General features: G+C 65.6%; 14 protein-coding genes and 1 pseudogene. 6 read left to right on the top strand and 9 right to left on the bottom strand.

Features of this window, described 5'->3' with window-relative positions:
- Positions 1-4: 4 nt before the first annotated feature.
- Positions 5-298 carry an EMC6-like membrane protein gene (locus HTIA_RS02450; protein WP_008527379.1) on the bottom strand — a complete coding sequence of 98 codons (294 nt, stop codon included), beginning with the start codon at positions 296-298 and terminating at the stop codon, positions 5-7.
- A gap of 129 nt (positions 299-427) precedes the next feature.
- Here HTIA_RS02450 and HTIA_RS02445 point away from each other — a divergent pair, with 129 nt between their 5' ends.
- Positions 428-697, top strand: a complete 270-nt coding sequence (locus HTIA_RS02445) for a hypothetical protein (protein ID WP_008527380.1) — start codon at positions 428-430, stop codon at positions 695-697.
- 32 nt (positions 698-729) lie between these two features.
- On the opposite strand, the gene HTIA_RS02440 is transcribed toward HTIA_RS02445, so the two are convergent.
- The gene (locus HTIA_RS02440) at positions 730-1,380 is read right to left on the bottom strand and encodes an alpha/beta hydrolase (RefSeq protein ID WP_008527381.1); all 651 of its coding nucleotides are present in this window, start codon (positions 1,378-1,380) and stop codon (positions 730-732) included.
- Between the two features lie 64 nt (positions 1,381-1,444).
- Here HTIA_RS02440 and HTIA_RS17500 point away from each other — a divergent pair.
- Positions 1,445-1,531, top strand: a pseudogene (locus tag HTIA_RS17500) (DUF7557 family protein); the annotation flags it as partial.
- 52 nt (positions 1,532-1,583) lie between these two features.
- Here HTIA_RS17500 and HTIA_RS02435 read toward each other — a convergent pair.
- Entirely contained in the window at positions 1,584-2,012 is a 429-nt protein-coding gene (locus HTIA_RS02435) for a DUF5799 family protein (protein ID WP_008527383.1), read from the bottom strand.
- A gap of 86 nt (positions 2,013-2,098) precedes the next feature.
- On the opposite strand from HTIA_RS02435, the gene HTIA_RS02430 reads away from it, so the two are divergent.
- Positions 2,099-2,995, top strand: coding sequence for an NAD(P)-dependent oxidoreductase (locus tag HTIA_RS02430; protein ID WP_008527384.1), 897 nt, complete (start codon positions 2,099-2,101; stop codon positions 2,993-2,995).
- A 12-nt stretch (positions 2,996-3,007) separates the two neighbouring features.
- Here HTIA_RS02430 and HTIA_RS02425 read toward each other — a convergent pair whose 3' ends face one another.
- The gene (locus HTIA_RS02425; RefSeq protein WP_008527385.1) at positions 3,008-3,286 is read right to left on the bottom strand and encodes a DUF7410 domain-containing protein; all 279 of its coding nucleotides are present in this window, start codon (positions 3,284-3,286) and stop codon (positions 3,008-3,010) included.
- 2 nt (positions 3,287-3,288) lie between these two features.
- Positions 3,289-4,671, bottom strand: coding sequence for a hypothetical protein (locus HTIA_RS02420; protein ID WP_148290921.1), 1,383 nt, complete (start codon positions 4,669-4,671; stop codon positions 3,289-3,291).
- A gap of 198 nt (positions 4,672-4,869) precedes the next feature.
- Here HTIA_RS02420 and HTIA_RS02415 point away from each other — a divergent pair, with 198 nt between their 5' ends.
- Positions 4,870-5,721 carry a cytochrome c oxidase subunit 3 gene (locus HTIA_RS02415; RefSeq protein WP_008527389.1) on the top strand — a complete coding sequence of 284 codons (852 nt, stop codon included), beginning with the start codon at positions 4,870-4,872 and terminating at the stop codon, positions 5,719-5,721.
- Between the two features lie 107 nt (positions 5,722-5,828).
- Here the strand turns inward: HTIA_RS02415 and HTIA_RS02410 are convergent, their stop codons facing one another.
- A complete protein-coding gene (locus HTIA_RS02410) occupies positions 5,829-7,328 on the bottom strand; it encodes a cellulase family glycosylhydrolase (RefSeq protein WP_008527391.1) in 1,500 nt (499 codons plus the stop codon).
- Between the two features lie 291 nt (positions 7,329-7,619).
- Between HTIA_RS02410 and dacZ the strand changes: the two genes are divergently transcribed.
- Together dacZ and HTIA_RS02400 are read left to right on the top strand one after the other, a co-directional pair.
- Entirely contained in the window at positions 7,620-8,429 is an 810-nt protein-coding gene (gene dacZ, locus HTIA_RS02405) for a diadenylate cyclase DacZ (protein WP_008527393.1), read from the top strand.
- Complete coding sequence (locus HTIA_RS02400; RefSeq protein WP_008527395.1) at positions 8,429-9,232, top strand: mechanosensitive ion channel domain-containing protein; 804 nt, start codon at positions 8,429-8,431, stop codon at positions 9,230-9,232. The genes dacZ and HTIA_RS02400 overlap by 1 nt, the downstream gene beginning before the upstream one ends.
- Here HTIA_RS02400 and HTIA_RS02395 read toward each other — a convergent pair.
- The 3 genes from HTIA_RS02395 to HTIA_RS02385 all read right to left on the bottom strand — a co-directional run bounded on the left by HTIA_RS02395 (position 9,209) and on the right by HTIA_RS02385 (position 13,707).
- The gene (locus HTIA_RS02395) at positions 9,209-9,766 is read right to left on the bottom strand and encodes an acyltransferase (RefSeq protein ID WP_008527396.1); all 558 of its coding nucleotides are present in this window, start codon (positions 9,764-9,766) and stop codon (positions 9,209-9,211) included. The two genes, HTIA_RS02400 and HTIA_RS02395, sit on opposite strands and share 24 nt — an antisense overlap.
- A gap of 67 nt (positions 9,767-9,833) precedes the next feature.
- Positions 9,834-12,236: a DUF2309 domain-containing protein gene (locus HTIA_RS02390; RefSeq protein WP_008527397.1), complete on the bottom strand. Its 2,403-nt coding sequence runs from the start codon at positions 12,234-12,236 to the stop codon at positions 9,834-9,836.
- Positions 12,226-13,707 (bottom strand): proton-conducting transporter transmembrane domain-containing protein, encoded by a 1,482-nt coding sequence (locus HTIA_RS02385; RefSeq protein WP_008527398.1) that lies wholly within the window; start codon positions 13,705-13,707, stop codon positions 12,226-12,228. Before HTIA_RS02385 ends, HTIA_RS02390 begins: the two co-directional genes overlap by 11 nt.
- Positions 13,708-13,879: the final 172 nt, after the last annotated feature.

Raw genomic sequence — 13,879 nt, 5'->3', positions numbered from 1 at the left:
CTCGTTATGCCGTGGTCAGCAGGATACTCCAGGTGACAAACCAGAGTGAGAACGTCATGAAGCCGACGTAGAGGTAGTCCTTCGCGGAGAAGTCACCGACGTCGACACCGACGGCATAGAAGACCGGGAACTGGAGGACTGCCGCGGCGATGACGAGACCGAGCGCCGACTGGGAATCCCCGACCGTAAACAGCGCGTCGGAGGCGACACCGGCGATCACCCCGCCGATCGTCGAGAGGGCAGTGACCGTGACGCTTCTCGCGTGGCCGGTCAGTGTGCGTGACGTTTCGGTAGCCATACCGCATGGTCGGCCACGGGGGCTAAAAAGCCGTTCGTTCGATCGAACAGCGTTCGGCGGGTCCCCGGCGTGGAAACGCTGAGTCCAACTCCTCAATATTTATACGGGCGGCGACCGTTGGTCCGGGCAATGGCTGAATCCGACGAGGAAGACATCACGGACCTCCCGCCGAGTGCCAAACTCGTCTACAAGGTTCTCGAATACAAGGGGCCGCTGACACAGAAGGGAATCGTCGAGGAATCGATGCTCTCGGCGCGAACAGTCAGGTACGCCCTCGAACGACTCGAGGAAGTCGATGTCGTCTCCGAGGACGTTTACTTCGCCGACGCCCGCCAGAATCTCTACGAACTCACGACCGACGACGCGCCCGACCAGCAGGATCAGGCTGTCTCGGACTGAGTCGACGTTCTCCGGCTGTTTTTCCTCTACCGTCACGACATCGCGTCAGCGAGCAGGTCTTCGATCATCTCCCGGACGAACGCGCGTTCGTCGTCGTTGACGCCGTGGCCCATCCCCTCGTAGAGCCGCTTCGTCACGTCGGCGTTCAACTGCTCGAAGACATCTGCGGTCTCCTCGACGCGCTCGGCCGCGATGTGTGGGTCGACGTCGCTACAGCCCAGAAAGACCGGCGTGTCTTCGAGGTCGCCGTCGTACTCCTCGACGTCGATCGCTTCGCCGATGAGTCCACCGCTCAGCACCGCGAGGCCGCCGTAGCGCTGGGGATTTCGCGCGACGTACTCGCTGGCGAGACACGCCCCCTGGGAGAACCCCAGGACCAGCACGCGATCGGTCGGAATGCCGGCGTCGACGGCCGCCTCGACGGCGTCGTCGATCGCCGCCAGCCCCGACGACCGTCCCGGTTCGTTCGACTCGACGGGGGCGGTAAACGGGTTGGGATACCACGTGTTCCGGGCGGCCTGGGGCGCGAGAGACGCCACTCCCTCGCCGGGGAACCCCTCGGCCATCTGGATGATGCTTTGGGCGGTTGCGCCGCGGCCGTGGACGAGGACGGCAGCCGCGTCGGCGTCTTCCAGCGGTGCACCAGCGGTGACGAGTGGTTGGTCCTGATGTGGTCCGGTCACTGCTACTCACGTCCGAGCACGCCGCCACGGCGCTTAAGGGCGTTGCCAACGGAAGTTTTGGCGTCTGCCGACAGTCGAACTCGAAGCCGAAACGATCGAGCGACTCGACTGTCTTCGAGTCGACGACGAATCCTCCGACGGGATCGTGACCGAGTTAGTGGCGACGAACGCTGATCACGACTGCAGAAGCGACGAGAGCCGAGTCACGATCGGGCGAGTTCACAGACCTCCGCCCAGCGGCGGCGCTCTTCGAGGCGTGCCTGTAGCTCCGTGGCGTACTCCTCGGCGAGTTCCTCGGCCGTCTCACGGAGTTCGTCGTCGTTCTCGCCGACGCCGAGTGCGCCCTTCACGCTGTCGAGGATCCCGCCGCCGCTGTCGGACGACGCTGCGGCACCGGGTTGGCGGTCGCCGATGCGCCGGATCTCGTCCATGACGCTGGTGAGTTTGCTCGCGTCGACGACCAGTTCTGCGGTCTCGGGGTCTTCGGGGCCGTCGATGTCGAACTCGACAGCAGTCATGACCAGGCCCCACTGCTGGCTGGATAGCGGCGAGGCCGCGACGCGGTCGGTGAACTCCTGGTCGGTCTGCATGCGTTCTGCGGCGATCCGTTCGGTCCACGATCCGTCGGTCATATCTCCGCGTTGGCCCCCCGGACCCATGAGCGTTTTCGCCCGCGTTCGCAACGTTTCTTTCCCTGGCGACCGAACGATTCGGTACCATGCAAACAGTCGGATTCATCGGACTCGGCGCGATGGGCGCGCCGATGGCCGAAAACGTCGCCGACGCCGGCTACCCACTCGTCGTCTACAACCGGACGCGATCCCGAACCGAACCGTTCGCCGAACGGGGCGAGACAGTCGCGGATTCTCCCGCCGAAGTTGCCGAACGCGCCGATAGCGTGGTCGTGATGGTCACTGACGACGAGGCACTCGAGGGGGTGCTCGACGGCGATGACGGCCTGCTCGCTGGCCTCACGTCGGACACGACGGTCATCCAGATGAGCACCGTCACGCCCGCGGCCACCGAAGCCGCGGCCGAAGCAGTCCGGGACGCCGGTGGGCGCTACGTCGACGCCCCGGTCTCGGGAACGGTCGGCCCCGCCGAGGAGGGAACGCTCACGGTGCTCGCGGCGGGTCCAGAGGCGTTGCTCGACTCCGTCGAGGGGATCCTCGCGGCTATCGGCGAGCCGATCGTCGACTGCGGCGCGGTCGGTGACGGCGCGCGCATGAAACTGTTCGTCAACCTGCTACTCGGGGACATGATGGGCGCGTTCGCCGAGGCGCTCGCTTTCGGCACGTCCCAGGGCCTTTCCTACGACGACATGCTGGCCGTCGTCGAGGCCGGCGCGGTGGACTCGCCGCTGTACTCGATCAAGGGCGAGAACATCGCCGACGGGGACTTCGAGCCACGCTTCCCCGTCGACCTGCAGTTCAAGGACCTCCGGTACGCCGTCGATGAGGCCAACGACGCGGGCGTCCCGCTCCCCCAGACCGCCGCCGCACGCGAGACGTTCAGCGCCACGAGTGGGCTGGGCCACGGCGAGGAAGACATGGCTGCAGTCGTGAAGTTCTTCGAGAACGTCGCCGGGCTGTCGGTCGGCGAGCGGGAGTCCTGAGCGGGTCGAGGCTCAAACCAACGCGTAGGTCATCAGGAGGCCGAAGTAAAGCACCACCAGCGCGATCAGCGCCTTGAGTCGGAACAGTCGGAGTCGTTCGGATTCGTCCTCGTAGGCCTCCTCGAACGTTTCGATCTCGTCCGCACCGAGCGTTTCGGCGTGGACCCCTCCGCGATGGAGCGCCAGGAGTTCCTCGCGGACGAACGGCCGGCCACACTCGGGACAGCGCTCGGATTCGGCGTCGTCGGGAACGTCGTACGTCGTTGGGTCGGACGATTGTGTTTCAGTCATGTTCAGAGGAAGGGTGGCTGAACCGTCGGTTGGGTCACGATCCAGAGGCTCGTCATCGTGTAGGCGACCATCACCAGGGTAACGGGATACTGGCTCCGGATGGCCTGGAGGCGGCCGGGAAACAGATCGAAGGCGGCCGCGTGGGCGATCCAGATCGCCAGCAGGTGGCCGGCCAGCACGCTCGCGACCGGGATCGCCCCGAACCACCCCGGCAGCGAGTACACGGGCACGACCGCGGGCGGCGACAACGGCGACGGCAGGACCGTCGCCAGCACGGGCGCGAGTGAGAGGAAGTACGCCAGATAGTGGGCCAGGTGATACCCCGCGGCGATCGCAATCAGCGGCGGCGCGAATCGCCGGGCGAGTGCGTCGGCTGCGAGGTAGGTCTCGCCGGTCGAGCGAGCGACTCGGGCGGCGAGTCGGTAGACGCCGAGAAAGACGACGAACCCGGCGGCGAGTGCGGACGGATAGATGAGGTGGGCCGGCACCCCCATCTCGACGAGCGGGGCAATCAGTGACTCCCAGGCAGGCGTCGCCACGAACCCGTCGTAGGTCGTCGACCACAGCAGCGCGACGACGAACGCGACCTCACTCGAATCCGTCACGAGATCGGCGCGAGTCAGTCCGACACCCGGCAGTCGAAGGGCCACGGAGTTCGCGTCTTCTGGGTGCTCGCTGTCGCGCCGGGCATCGCCACTCTTGGCGGTGACGACTGGTGCGACGTGGCCGTAGTAGCTGAAAACGGCCGCGATCGGGTCGACACGATCGAACCAGTGATCGGGACCGTAGACGATTGCGCCCGCGAGTGTCACCACGGAGTAGCCGACCACGACCGTCGACAGCAGGGCGGGATCGTCGGCGAGCGGGCTGACGACCTCGATCCAGATGAGCGTGAGCAACCCGACGACGGCCGGCCAGGCACCGACCGACGGGAGCGAGCGATCCAGTGAGGGGAGCACTTCGGCGAGCGTCCGCCAGGGGTTGACCGTCGACCACGTCTCGCCGAGCAGGTACGCGCTCATGGTGTAACCGGCCCACCACCCGACCCAGACGACCAGGATCGCGAGGTTGCTCAACCCGTTCTGCGGGCCGACGTACCCGATCGCGACGACGCAAGCCACCCCGAGGACACCCCCGACGCGCGCGATCGACGCCAGCGTCCGCCGTCCGGGAAACGGTAGCGACGCCCGCCAGCCGTGGATCTCCTCGACGAGCCGGCGATCGGTGACGAAACTCGCAAGCAGGAACGACGCGCCCACGACGGCTCCGCCGGTCAGCAAGAACAGCCAGGTCGGGACGGTGACGCTCTCGCGGGCACTCGCCCCGAGGCTCCCGCCGTGGGCGGCGACTGTCGGAGCCGCGAGGCCGGCTGCTCCGAGAGCCACAATCGCGACCACTCGACGCACGAGTCGTCGGTTCGCTGGCGACGTCATCGTGCCCCCTTCGCGGGTCCGGTCCGTGTAGGTTCCGACTCGGGCAACGAGTTCGTGATCTGGCGGGCCAGCCGCCCCTGGGGCCGACCAACGGCGGCAAAAGACTCCCCCGAAGGTGCCTTTTTGCCCGCTGGCTGGGAACCCAGCGCTATGAGCATCGTCGAAGACTCGGATGCGGGCGAGGGACATCACCTGCCCGCCGAGGAGGACTGGCCGCGCGGGTTCGGGGAGGCGAGCTGGTGGCCGTTCATCACGGCCATCGGCGCGGCGGGGATCTATGCCGGGGCCGCACTCTGGCTGCTCGGAAGCGGCGAAGATCCGCTGATCGGCCCCACGGCCGGTCCGGCAGCCATCGTCGCCAGCGTCTTCCTGTTTCTGGTTGGGTTGTACGGGTGGCTGTATCACGCCTTCGTCGTGGACTTCTGGCATCGCGGAGTCGATGCAGGTGGGGGCAGCGGCCTCCGGCTGGGGATGTTGCTTTTCCTCGGCTCCGAGATCGCGACCTTCGGTGCCGGGTTCGTCTACTACTTCTTCATCCGGGCCGGCGCGTGGCCGCCCGATCACCTTCCCCACCTGCTGGGGAGCCTCGTCGTCGTCAACACCGCCATCCTGATCGCTTCGAGCGTGACGCTGCACGTCGCTCACCTCGCGCTCCGGCGCGGGAACCGTCGTCGGTTCCTCCAGTGGCTCGGTGTCACCCTCGCGCTTGGCGTCGTCTTCATCGCCGGCCAGGCCTACGAGTACTACCAGTTCATCGTCGTCGACGGCTTCTCGCTGTCGACCGGCACCTTCGGGAGCGCCTTCTACGGCCTGACTGGCCTCCACGGGGCGCACGTCTCACTTGGAGCAATCTTGCTCGGCATCGTCTTCGTGCGCGGGCTCGCCGGCCAGTACTCGGAGCATCGCCACACCTCGGTCAGCACCGTCTCGATGTACTGGCACTTCGTCGACGCGGTCTGGGTGTTCCTCGTCGCCGTGCTGTACGTCGGGGCGGCAGCCTGACTCTCTGACGCGTTCACGTCGTCGTCCGTCGTTCACGTCGTTTCTCGAACGAGCTCATTTCGAACCGGACAAACGGGAGCGGCGGAGAACCACCGACAGCGCCACGCTCAATATATCTCTCTGAATAGCGCGAGAACGTCGCCGGCGTTGACGGTCCCGTCGCCGTTGAAATCGTAGGCGTGTGCGTGCGTCTGGACCCCCTCGCTGTCGCGGTTGTTCAGGAGTCTCCGCACGTCCCCGATGGTGGTTTCACCGTCGCCAGTCACATCCTCGATCCGGCCGTCGTTGTCGGGGTCTCGCCGCAGGAACTGCTTCACCGTGTCGCCCATGTAGCCGCCACCGGTCTGGAGCTCCCACTCGGCGGGTCGATCGGTGACGTACTCCGGGATCGAGCCGTCTGTGTACGGCGACCAGCTTTCGTCGTCGGGGACGTCGAACCCACGCGTGAACATACTGGGGTCCCAGAGCACGTCGAACTCCCATGCGGTCGAGTGTACCGGGCGCGTCGAGAGCCACTCTGTCACGTGATGGCCGTAATCTGGATCGTATTCCGCCCAATCCGCGCCCGCTGCCGTTTCCTCGTTGACGCCGCCGCCCGCGGCCGGTCCCGCGTCGTAATCGAACCCCCACTCGGTCATGAAGACCGGTGTGACCTCCCAGGCAGGCGTCTCGTCGTCGTAGGGAACCGCCCCACCGCCGTCGTTGGGCGGCGTGACGAAGTCGTCGTAGTCCGCCGGTGTCGTCGGTCCGTGTGCCGGATAGAGGTGGAGTGTATAGCCGAGATTGTCCCCGTCGAACTCCTCGATCACCGCACCGAAGGTCATCTGTGACCATCGCGGCGACCCGACGAGCACCAGATTCTTTGAGTACTCCCGAATGGTGTCGACCCACGGCTGGGCCGTCGACTTCCACTCACTCCAGAAGTCCACCAACTCTTGGCCCGAGACACCGTAGTTTGGGTTGCCCTGTGGTTCGTTGTACACTTCGAAGATAACGTGGTTCATCTCGCCGTACCGCGCCGCGACGATATCCCAGAACAGCTGGACTTCCTCCCCAAGTGCCGCATTCGTCCAGGGGATGTCCCGGTGGCGATGATAGTCGATGATAGCGTAGGCACCGTTTTCGCCACAGCGCTCGACGGCCGGATCGAGGTGGTCCTCGAGGTAGCTCTGTAACTGCGATTCGTCGAAGGCCGGTGGCTCCGGTCCCGTGCCCGCCTCGTGTTCGCCGATGTCGACCGGCTGGACCGGCAGTCGGACGACGTCAGCGTGCCAGCCCCGGCTGCCGTCCGTCGCAAGGTCGATGGTCTGGACGGCGTCTTTCCCGCGTACCGAGGCAGTCACGTCGACTCGCTTCGGATCGGCGATGTTGACGCCGTGGAGTTCGACAGTCTCGCCGTCAGGCGTCTCAATCAGATTACCGTTCCGTCGAAGCGACGGGAGCGTGTTCGTGTGAGAATCGGCCGCTGCGTGCCCGACGACGCCTCCGCTCGCGACGACGATACCGGCTCCGGCCGCTGCCTGCAAGAACCGACGCCGTGACGTCGTCGGTCGGGTACGTTCGGTTTCGCTGTCGCGCTCGTGGATCGATTGGGGTTGTTCGTTCATTGGAAGTCCATGTTTGTGTTTCGACGATTGCTGCCCTGTCCGATCTGATTGTTTCATTCGATTATACTTAATAATTGGTGGGTGGGCGACCATCGATGTGGAAGACGTCCCGTCCAGCGCTCCACGCTTGGCACAGGCGATGTACCTCGATACGGAGGCCCCACCGGGCAAGTCTCACGACTGGACCAGACACAGCCTTGCCCCGTCGTCGCGATCGCAAGCGATCCATCACTATCCACGTCGGGTCGGACGCCCGCAACCCTTTTTTCGTGTCCGAGTGAAATTAGCACAATGAGTCAGATCGACGACGTGCTGGGGACGCTGTCGGCCGATATCGACGCCGTATTTCTGTTCGCGCCGAGCGATGCCCTCTATGAACAACTTTCCGAAGAGGTTGAGGCGGTCGTCGTGGTCGGGGCCGAGAACGGCCCTGGCGCGGAGCGGTTCGTGGAGTTGCCGCTCGACTTCACGGCGATCGACGACCGTATTCGATTCGGCATCGAAGGCGCACTCGAAAACGAGTTCGTCACAGAGACCGACGACGTGCTCTGTCTGGGAAAAACGTACGCCGACGACCTCGACACCGCCGTCCGTGTCCGCGCCGGTGAGTTCACCGAATCTGGCGTCTACGATCTGTTCGTCAACTCCCGGGCCGAGCCCGGCGTCATCCGGAACGTGCTGGAGGTCGCCGTCGAGCTCGGGAAGAAAGGCCAGAAGGGCAAACCGGTCGGCGCGCTGTTCGTCGTCGGCGACGCCGGCAAGGTGATGAACAAGTCCCGCCCGCTGAGTTACAACCCCTTCGAGAAGTCACACGTCCACGTCGGCGATCCGATCGTGAACGTCATGCTCAAGGAGTTCTCGCGGCTCGACGGCGCGTTCGTCATCTCCGATTCGGGGAAGATCGTCTCCGCCTACCGCTACCTCGAACCCTCGGCCGAGGGCGTCGACATCCCGAAGGGACTCGGTGCCCGACACATGGCAGCGGGTGCAGTCACCCGCGACACGAACGCGACGGCGATCGTGCTCTCCGAGAGCGACGGGCTGGTACGGGCGTTCAAAGGCGGTGAGTTGATCCTCGAACTCGATCCGGAGGAATACTGATGGCGCTGGCGCTTCGACCGCTGCTTAACGTCCCCGAGCTCGTGCGGACACTGTTTTCCGAAGAGACCGCGGTCGCTGTGGCGATTCTCGTTCTGTTCGTCGGGACTGTGCTCGGCTATCTCGTCTGGCGAATGACACGCTCGATGCTCGAGCAGGCGGGCGTCCCAGCGGCCGTCGAGGGGACGGTCTTCGAGCGTTCACTGCAAAATATCGGCTTCTCGACAGTCGGACTGGTCGCTTTACTCGCGGCGATATTCGTCTACGCGCTGGCGATCTTCATCGCACTCCAGACGGCACAGGTCATCGATCCGACCCAATTCTGGACGGGATTCAGTACGTATCTCTCCCAGCTATTCGTCGCCGCTCTCGCCATCATCGTCGGGTTGATCGTCGGCGACAAGGCGGCGCTGGCCGTCAGCGAGCGACTTCGAGGGATCAAGCTCCCCCAGGTGTCGGTGCTGGCCCCGCTCGTGAAATATAGCATTTTCTACGTGGCTGCCCTCGTCGCACTGGGACAACTCGGCGTGGCGACGACGGCGTTGCTCGTCCTCCTTGGCGTCTACGTCTTCGGCGTGCTGTTCTTGGGTGGACTGGCCTTCAAACACTTACTCGCAGCGGGTGCGGCAGGCTTCTATCTTCTGCTCTCGGAACCGTACTGTATCGGCGACGAAGTCGAGATCGGCGACCGACGCGGCGTCGTCCAGGAGATCGACGTCTTCGTCACCCACATCGAGAACGACGAGGCTGAATTTATCGTCCCCAATCAGCGGGTCTTCCAGTCAGGCATCACCCGATTCCGGTGACTGTACGCCGTCGTCGGGCACCGACCGCTCCGGTCGGCGGACAACCTCAGCCGGGACGCCAACCACCGTCGCACCCGGCGGGACGTCCTCGGTGACCAGCGAGTTGGCCGCCACCTGGGCGTCCGCCCCGATGTGGACGCCCGGCAGGACGACTGCGCCAGCCCCGATCATGGCGCGCTCGCCGACGACGACCGTCCCCGTGCGGTACTCGTCCTGGAGGTACTCGTGACACAGCAGCGTCGCGTCGTACCCGACGATGGCGTCCGCACGGAGTTCCAGCAGGTCCGGCCAGAGCATGTCGGGCGTCGCCCCGAACGCCAGCGCGACACCTTCGTCGACTTCGGCCCCGAGCAACCGCAACACGACGTTCTTCAGCCGGACACTCGGGACCAACTGGAGCGCCCAGATGATCGCCGGCACGACGAGCATCCACACCGGGTTCCGGGTCCAAATCCAGTGACGCAGCGAGTTGCGCGACCCGGGAGTGTCGTGGCGGTCGAGGCGGTCGTGTCGCGAGGTGGCGTCGTCGCTCACGTCGTCGGCTTGGTGGCCACTGGTATTGAAAGGCGCGCCCCGACCGCGAGCAGCAGGGGGCCGGCTCTCAGTCGTCCGCGACGGCGGGCGCGTTGGGAGCGCCGGCAGTCGCTTCGGCACGCTCCGGGACCGCGCTCCACTCGCGGTGCTCCTCGTAGTGGAAGCGGCGATGGTCCTGCGTGGGGTCGACGACCGACAGCGAGAGCCAATCGTTGTCGAGCAGTTCGGTCACCGCCGGGTTCTCGGCCAGCACGTCGGTGACACGCTCGACGGGCGCGTGAACGGCGACCGAGAGCCGCAGCGGCTGGTGGTGGGGCCGGTCGACGCTCGCTTTCAGCGACTGCAACGGGAGCCCGGTCATCAGGTCGCCACCGTTGCCCTGGTAGACGCCGACGTTGCCGACCGGATTCTGTGTGATCTTCGACCCACTGCCGTAGACAGCGGTGTCGACCGTCGAGAAGTAGTACTGGGCGTTGATCCACTGTGTGACGACCAGCGGGCCCGTGAAGATCGCCGCCAGCGCGTCGCCGTCGGGGTCGGTCGTGTGGTCGTAGGAGTGGAGGAACGCGCGTCCATCGAGATCGAGATCGCTCGTCAACTCACGAGGCCCGATCACGAACCCGGCGTTACCGGCCAGCCCCCACTCCGGGCGCGTCTCGGCCCAGTCGCCAGCGCGACGTTCGATCTCCCGGACGCCTGCCGAGTCGTCTGTCTTCATCGCCGCGGCACGTTCGCCAGCGGCGTTCTCCCGAGCCACCGAGAGGTCCGCACGGAGCTTCTCGAGGTCCTCGGCGTGACTCTCGGGAACCTCGTCGTCGAAGAGTTCGACCTCGTCAGTCGTCGTGTTGTGTTCGCCGGCGAGGAAGACGGTGTCGCCGGGGACGTCGATACCGCGGTCGGCCAGCGCCGTCTGGACTGCTGGGTCGTTGCAGATGGCCGCGAGGACGCGCGCGTTCGGGCCACCGGGATTGCCGGCACAGGCCCCACAATCCAGGCTCGAATCGAAGGGGTTGTTCGTCGTCTCGCTCGCGTGCCCGACGAAGACGACGAGGCGGCCGAACGCCTCGATACCCATCAGTTCGAAGGCGGTCTCGGCGTACTCGACTTTCTCCTCGTGGGTCAACCCGACCGGGAGGTCGCCGGCGTAGGTGTGCTGGTGGTCGAGGAGTGGCTCGCTGAACTCGTGAGTCTCGGGGGCCACGTCACCTGCGGCGTCCAACAGCTCCCGAACACGACGAGGGAGCAGCGTCCGGGCCGCAAGCGACAGTCCGTACCCGCTGCCCGATTGCTCGACGAACCCGAAGGCCGTCGTCGGGTTCGCTGTCAACGTTTCGATCGCCTCACCGGCAGCTTCACGGATCGCCGACCAGCGGTCGTGACTCGTTCTGGCGTCGTCCTCGGTCGGCATCTCGGTGATCCGGTGTGCCGGATCGACGATTGGCGGAGCGGCGTCGACCGACACGTCGGCGTCGTAGGCCTGATACTCCATCGGGACGCCGAAGAAACCGGCGTAGCCGTGGGTCTCGTAGTCCCCGGTCGCCTCGACGTGGCGGCGGATCACCTCCGACCGCGTGTCGATACAGAACACCAGTTGGGCGTCCGGGCGACCCGCGGGCTCGGATTCCGCGAGGGACTCGCTTTCGGCGGCGACACTGTCGAGGAGCTCGTTCCGGTAACTGCGCTCCCACGCGGTCAGGAACGCCGGGGCGATATCCGTAGCCGTCTCGGTCCTCGTAGTGGCCGAGTTCTGGGGGCGGATGTCGACGTCGAACGCCTCGAGCAGTGCGAAACGGGCCGCCAGATAGCCGGTCAGCGTGATCGGGGCTTTCGACTGCCAGGCGCTCCCGTCGCTGGCACGTTGCTTGAGAAGGGCGGTCCAGCCGGGCAGGGCAGCCAGTTGTTCCTCGAGGATCGGCACCCACTGGCTCTCCGGCGACGACTCCAGAACGGTCTCGATAGTTGCAACCGGATCCGATGGAAGATCGGTGAGAATGCCGCGTTCGGGGATCTGTCCGTCGTGGTCGGCCATCTGACGGAAGGCGGCGTAGAATCCGTCCTCGCGGTTGGGCATCGGCCACGTCGCCTGCCCCGTATCGAGAAACGCCGACAGCCACTTCGTCAGGACGTGATCGACACGCGCTGTGGCAGCGCCGGTCCCGTCCTGGTCGCTATCGTCGTCCATCTGTGCAAGCAGCGTTTCGGGCTCGGCGTCGTAACCACGCGCCGCGAGTTCCGCGGCGAGGACCTCGCGGTCGATCCGCCCGTCTGCAAGCGCCGACCGGAACGTCTCCGGGGACGGGTACCCGCGCCCACCCAGCAGGTCGCTTGCCTGTCGGACGGCCTCCTCGAAGGGCGCGTCCTCGAATCCCGAGAGGGGGTTGGCCGTCACGAACGAGTGGATCGGCCACGCGCCAGCCACGGTACTCGCGGCCTTGTCGATGCTGTCTTCGATCGTGGTATCACTGCTCATTGTAGTCACCTCTGTCGGTCAGGAGGGTGTCGGTCGGCGGCTGACTCGCGTTCACGAGCGCGACGTAGAGGCGCGCGCTGCGCTTGTAAACGCCAGTCTCCACGCCAGCGTACGCGAGGAGGAATCCGGCGACGACGACGCCGTGGACGACGGTCAATTCAGTCGGTGCCGCGAGGACAGGAAGGTCGCCGAGGAGCGTCGAGACGACCGAGTAGACGAGGGCGTAGCCAGCGATCGCCGGCAGAAAGACGACCGGAATCGCCCCGTACCGGAGGACTGCCGGCAGCGACATCCGCGCGACGACGCTGCGGGCCGCCTGGAGTGTCGTGAGGGTCACGATCAGCGCGAGCACGAGCCCGCTGTCGAAATGGAGCCCTTTGCCCGTCAGAACCGCGAACACCGCGCCGCCGGCGAGTCCGGTTAGGAGCGTGATGCCGAATCCGACGACGCCCAGGTCACGAGACTCGCCGCCCGGAGCGGTGTGTTCGACTTCTTCGCCCGCACTCAGGAAGTGATGGGCCTTGTAGAACCCGTGGAGGACGAGGTGGGTGATCGCGGCCCCGAAGAAACCGAGGCCGGCCTGCATGATCATGAAGCCCATCTGCCCGACCGTCGAACAGGCCAGCCTGCTCTTGACGTCCGGCTGGACGGCTTTGAGGAACTTCCCGCCGAGCGCGCTGATCGCCCCCAGAACGACGATCACGAGCATGAGCGTCGGATCACCAGTGACGACCGGCGCGAATCGAGTCAGGAGGATGCCGCCGGCGTTGACGAACCCGGCGTGCATCAGCGCCGATGCCGGCGTGGGCGCAGTCATCGAGGCCAGCAGCCAGGTGTGAAACGGGAGCAGGGCGGACTGGATCATCGCCGCGAGGACGACGGCTCCAGCACTCACAAGCCAGACTGGACCGGCCAGCCCGTCGGCAGCCGCGGCGACGCCCGAGACTGTCTGGGCACCGGTCGCCCACCACAGCGTCACGAACCCGATTCCGAGGAACGCGCTGCTTGCGAGGAAGTACCGGCGGGCGACGCTGGCGGCCGCCCGTGCCTGGTGCCACCCCTCGACGATACCGACGAGGGCTGCCATGACCAGCCCCATCGCGAGCCAGAGCACCCAGAACAGCGCGAGGTGGTCGGCGGCGACCAGCGCCATCACGATCACCGTGAATCCGAACACGCCGGCGAAAAACCGCTCTTCGTGAGCGCTACCCGCCATGTAGCGACGCGAGTAACTGTGGACGATCCCGCTGAAGAACGACACGACTACCCAGAGTAGAACGGTCAACCCGTCGACCGCGACCACGCCCGGAATCTCCCCCGTTATCCCGAATCGCACTCGTGTGACCAGCGCAGCGACGCTGGCGGCGAACAACGCCCACGCGAGCCACGTCAGTACGACGGAGACGACGGGAGACTTCACCGTCGCGTCCGGGAGCGCTCCGACCGTCGGTTTCGAAGTGCGTCCTGCCATCGTTGTCCCTCACGACCGCCCGGGCGACTGAACGCAGCCACCGTCCGGATACGGTCGCATCTACAACCCTACGAGAACAGATTGAATATTAAATCTTGTTATAGTCACAATCTGTTCTCCGGGTTTAAAACTATAGAACATTATGATTATAGTGTGAACGCACGAGCGGGAA

The organism is Halorhabdus tiamatea SARL4B (assembly GCF_000470655.1).
GTDB classification, from domain to species: domain Archaea; phylum Halobacteriota; class Halobacteria; order Halobacteriales; family Haloarculaceae; genus Halorhabdus; species Halorhabdus tiamatea.
Note: the sequence above shows the minus strand (reverse complement) of the source record. Positions and strands in the feature narration are given on the sequence as shown.

Bases quoted from the DNA above. Each gene is read 5' to 3' on its own strand.
- HTIA_RS02450 (WP_008527379.1), bottom strand. From the start codon at position 298: ATGGCTACCGAAACGTCACGCACACTGACCGGCCACGCGAGAAGCGTC.
- HTIA_RS02445 (WP_008527380.1), top strand. From the start codon at position 428: ATGGCTGAATCCGACGAGGAAGACATCACGGACCTCCCGCCGAGTGCC.
- HTIA_RS02435 (WP_008527383.1), bottom strand. From the start codon at position 2,012: ATGACCGACGGATCGTGGACCGAACGGATCGCCGCAGAACGCATGCAG.
- HTIA_RS02430 (WP_008527384.1), top strand. From the start codon at position 2,099: ATGCAAACAGTCGGATTCATCGGACTCGGCGCGATGGGCGCGCCGATG.
- HTIA_RS02425 (WP_008527385.1), bottom strand. From the start codon at position 3,286: ATGACTGAAACACAATCGTCCGACCCAACGACGTACGACGTTCCCGAC.
- HTIA_RS02415 (WP_008527389.1), top strand. From the start codon at position 4,870: ATGAGCATCGTCGAAGACTCGGATGCGGGCGAGGGACATCACCTGCCC.
- HTIA_RS02410 (WP_008527391.1), bottom strand. From the start codon at position 7,328: ATGAACGAACAACCCCAATCGATCCACGAGCGCGACAGCGAAACCGAA.
- dacZ (WP_008527393.1), top strand. From the start codon at position 7,620: ATGAGTCAGATCGACGACGTGCTGGGGACGCTGTCGGCCGATATCGAC.
- HTIA_RS02400 (WP_008527395.1), top strand. From the start codon at position 8,429: ATGGCGCTGGCGCTTCGACCGCTGCTTAACGTCCCCGAGCTCGTGCGG.
- HTIA_RS02390 (WP_008527397.1), bottom strand. From the start codon at position 12,236: ATGAGCAGTGATACCACGATCGAAGACAGCATCGACAAGGCCGCGAGT.
- HTIA_RS02385 (WP_008527398.1), bottom strand. From the start codon at position 13,707: ATGGCAGGACGCACTTCGAAACCGACGGTCGGAGCGCTCCCGGACGCG.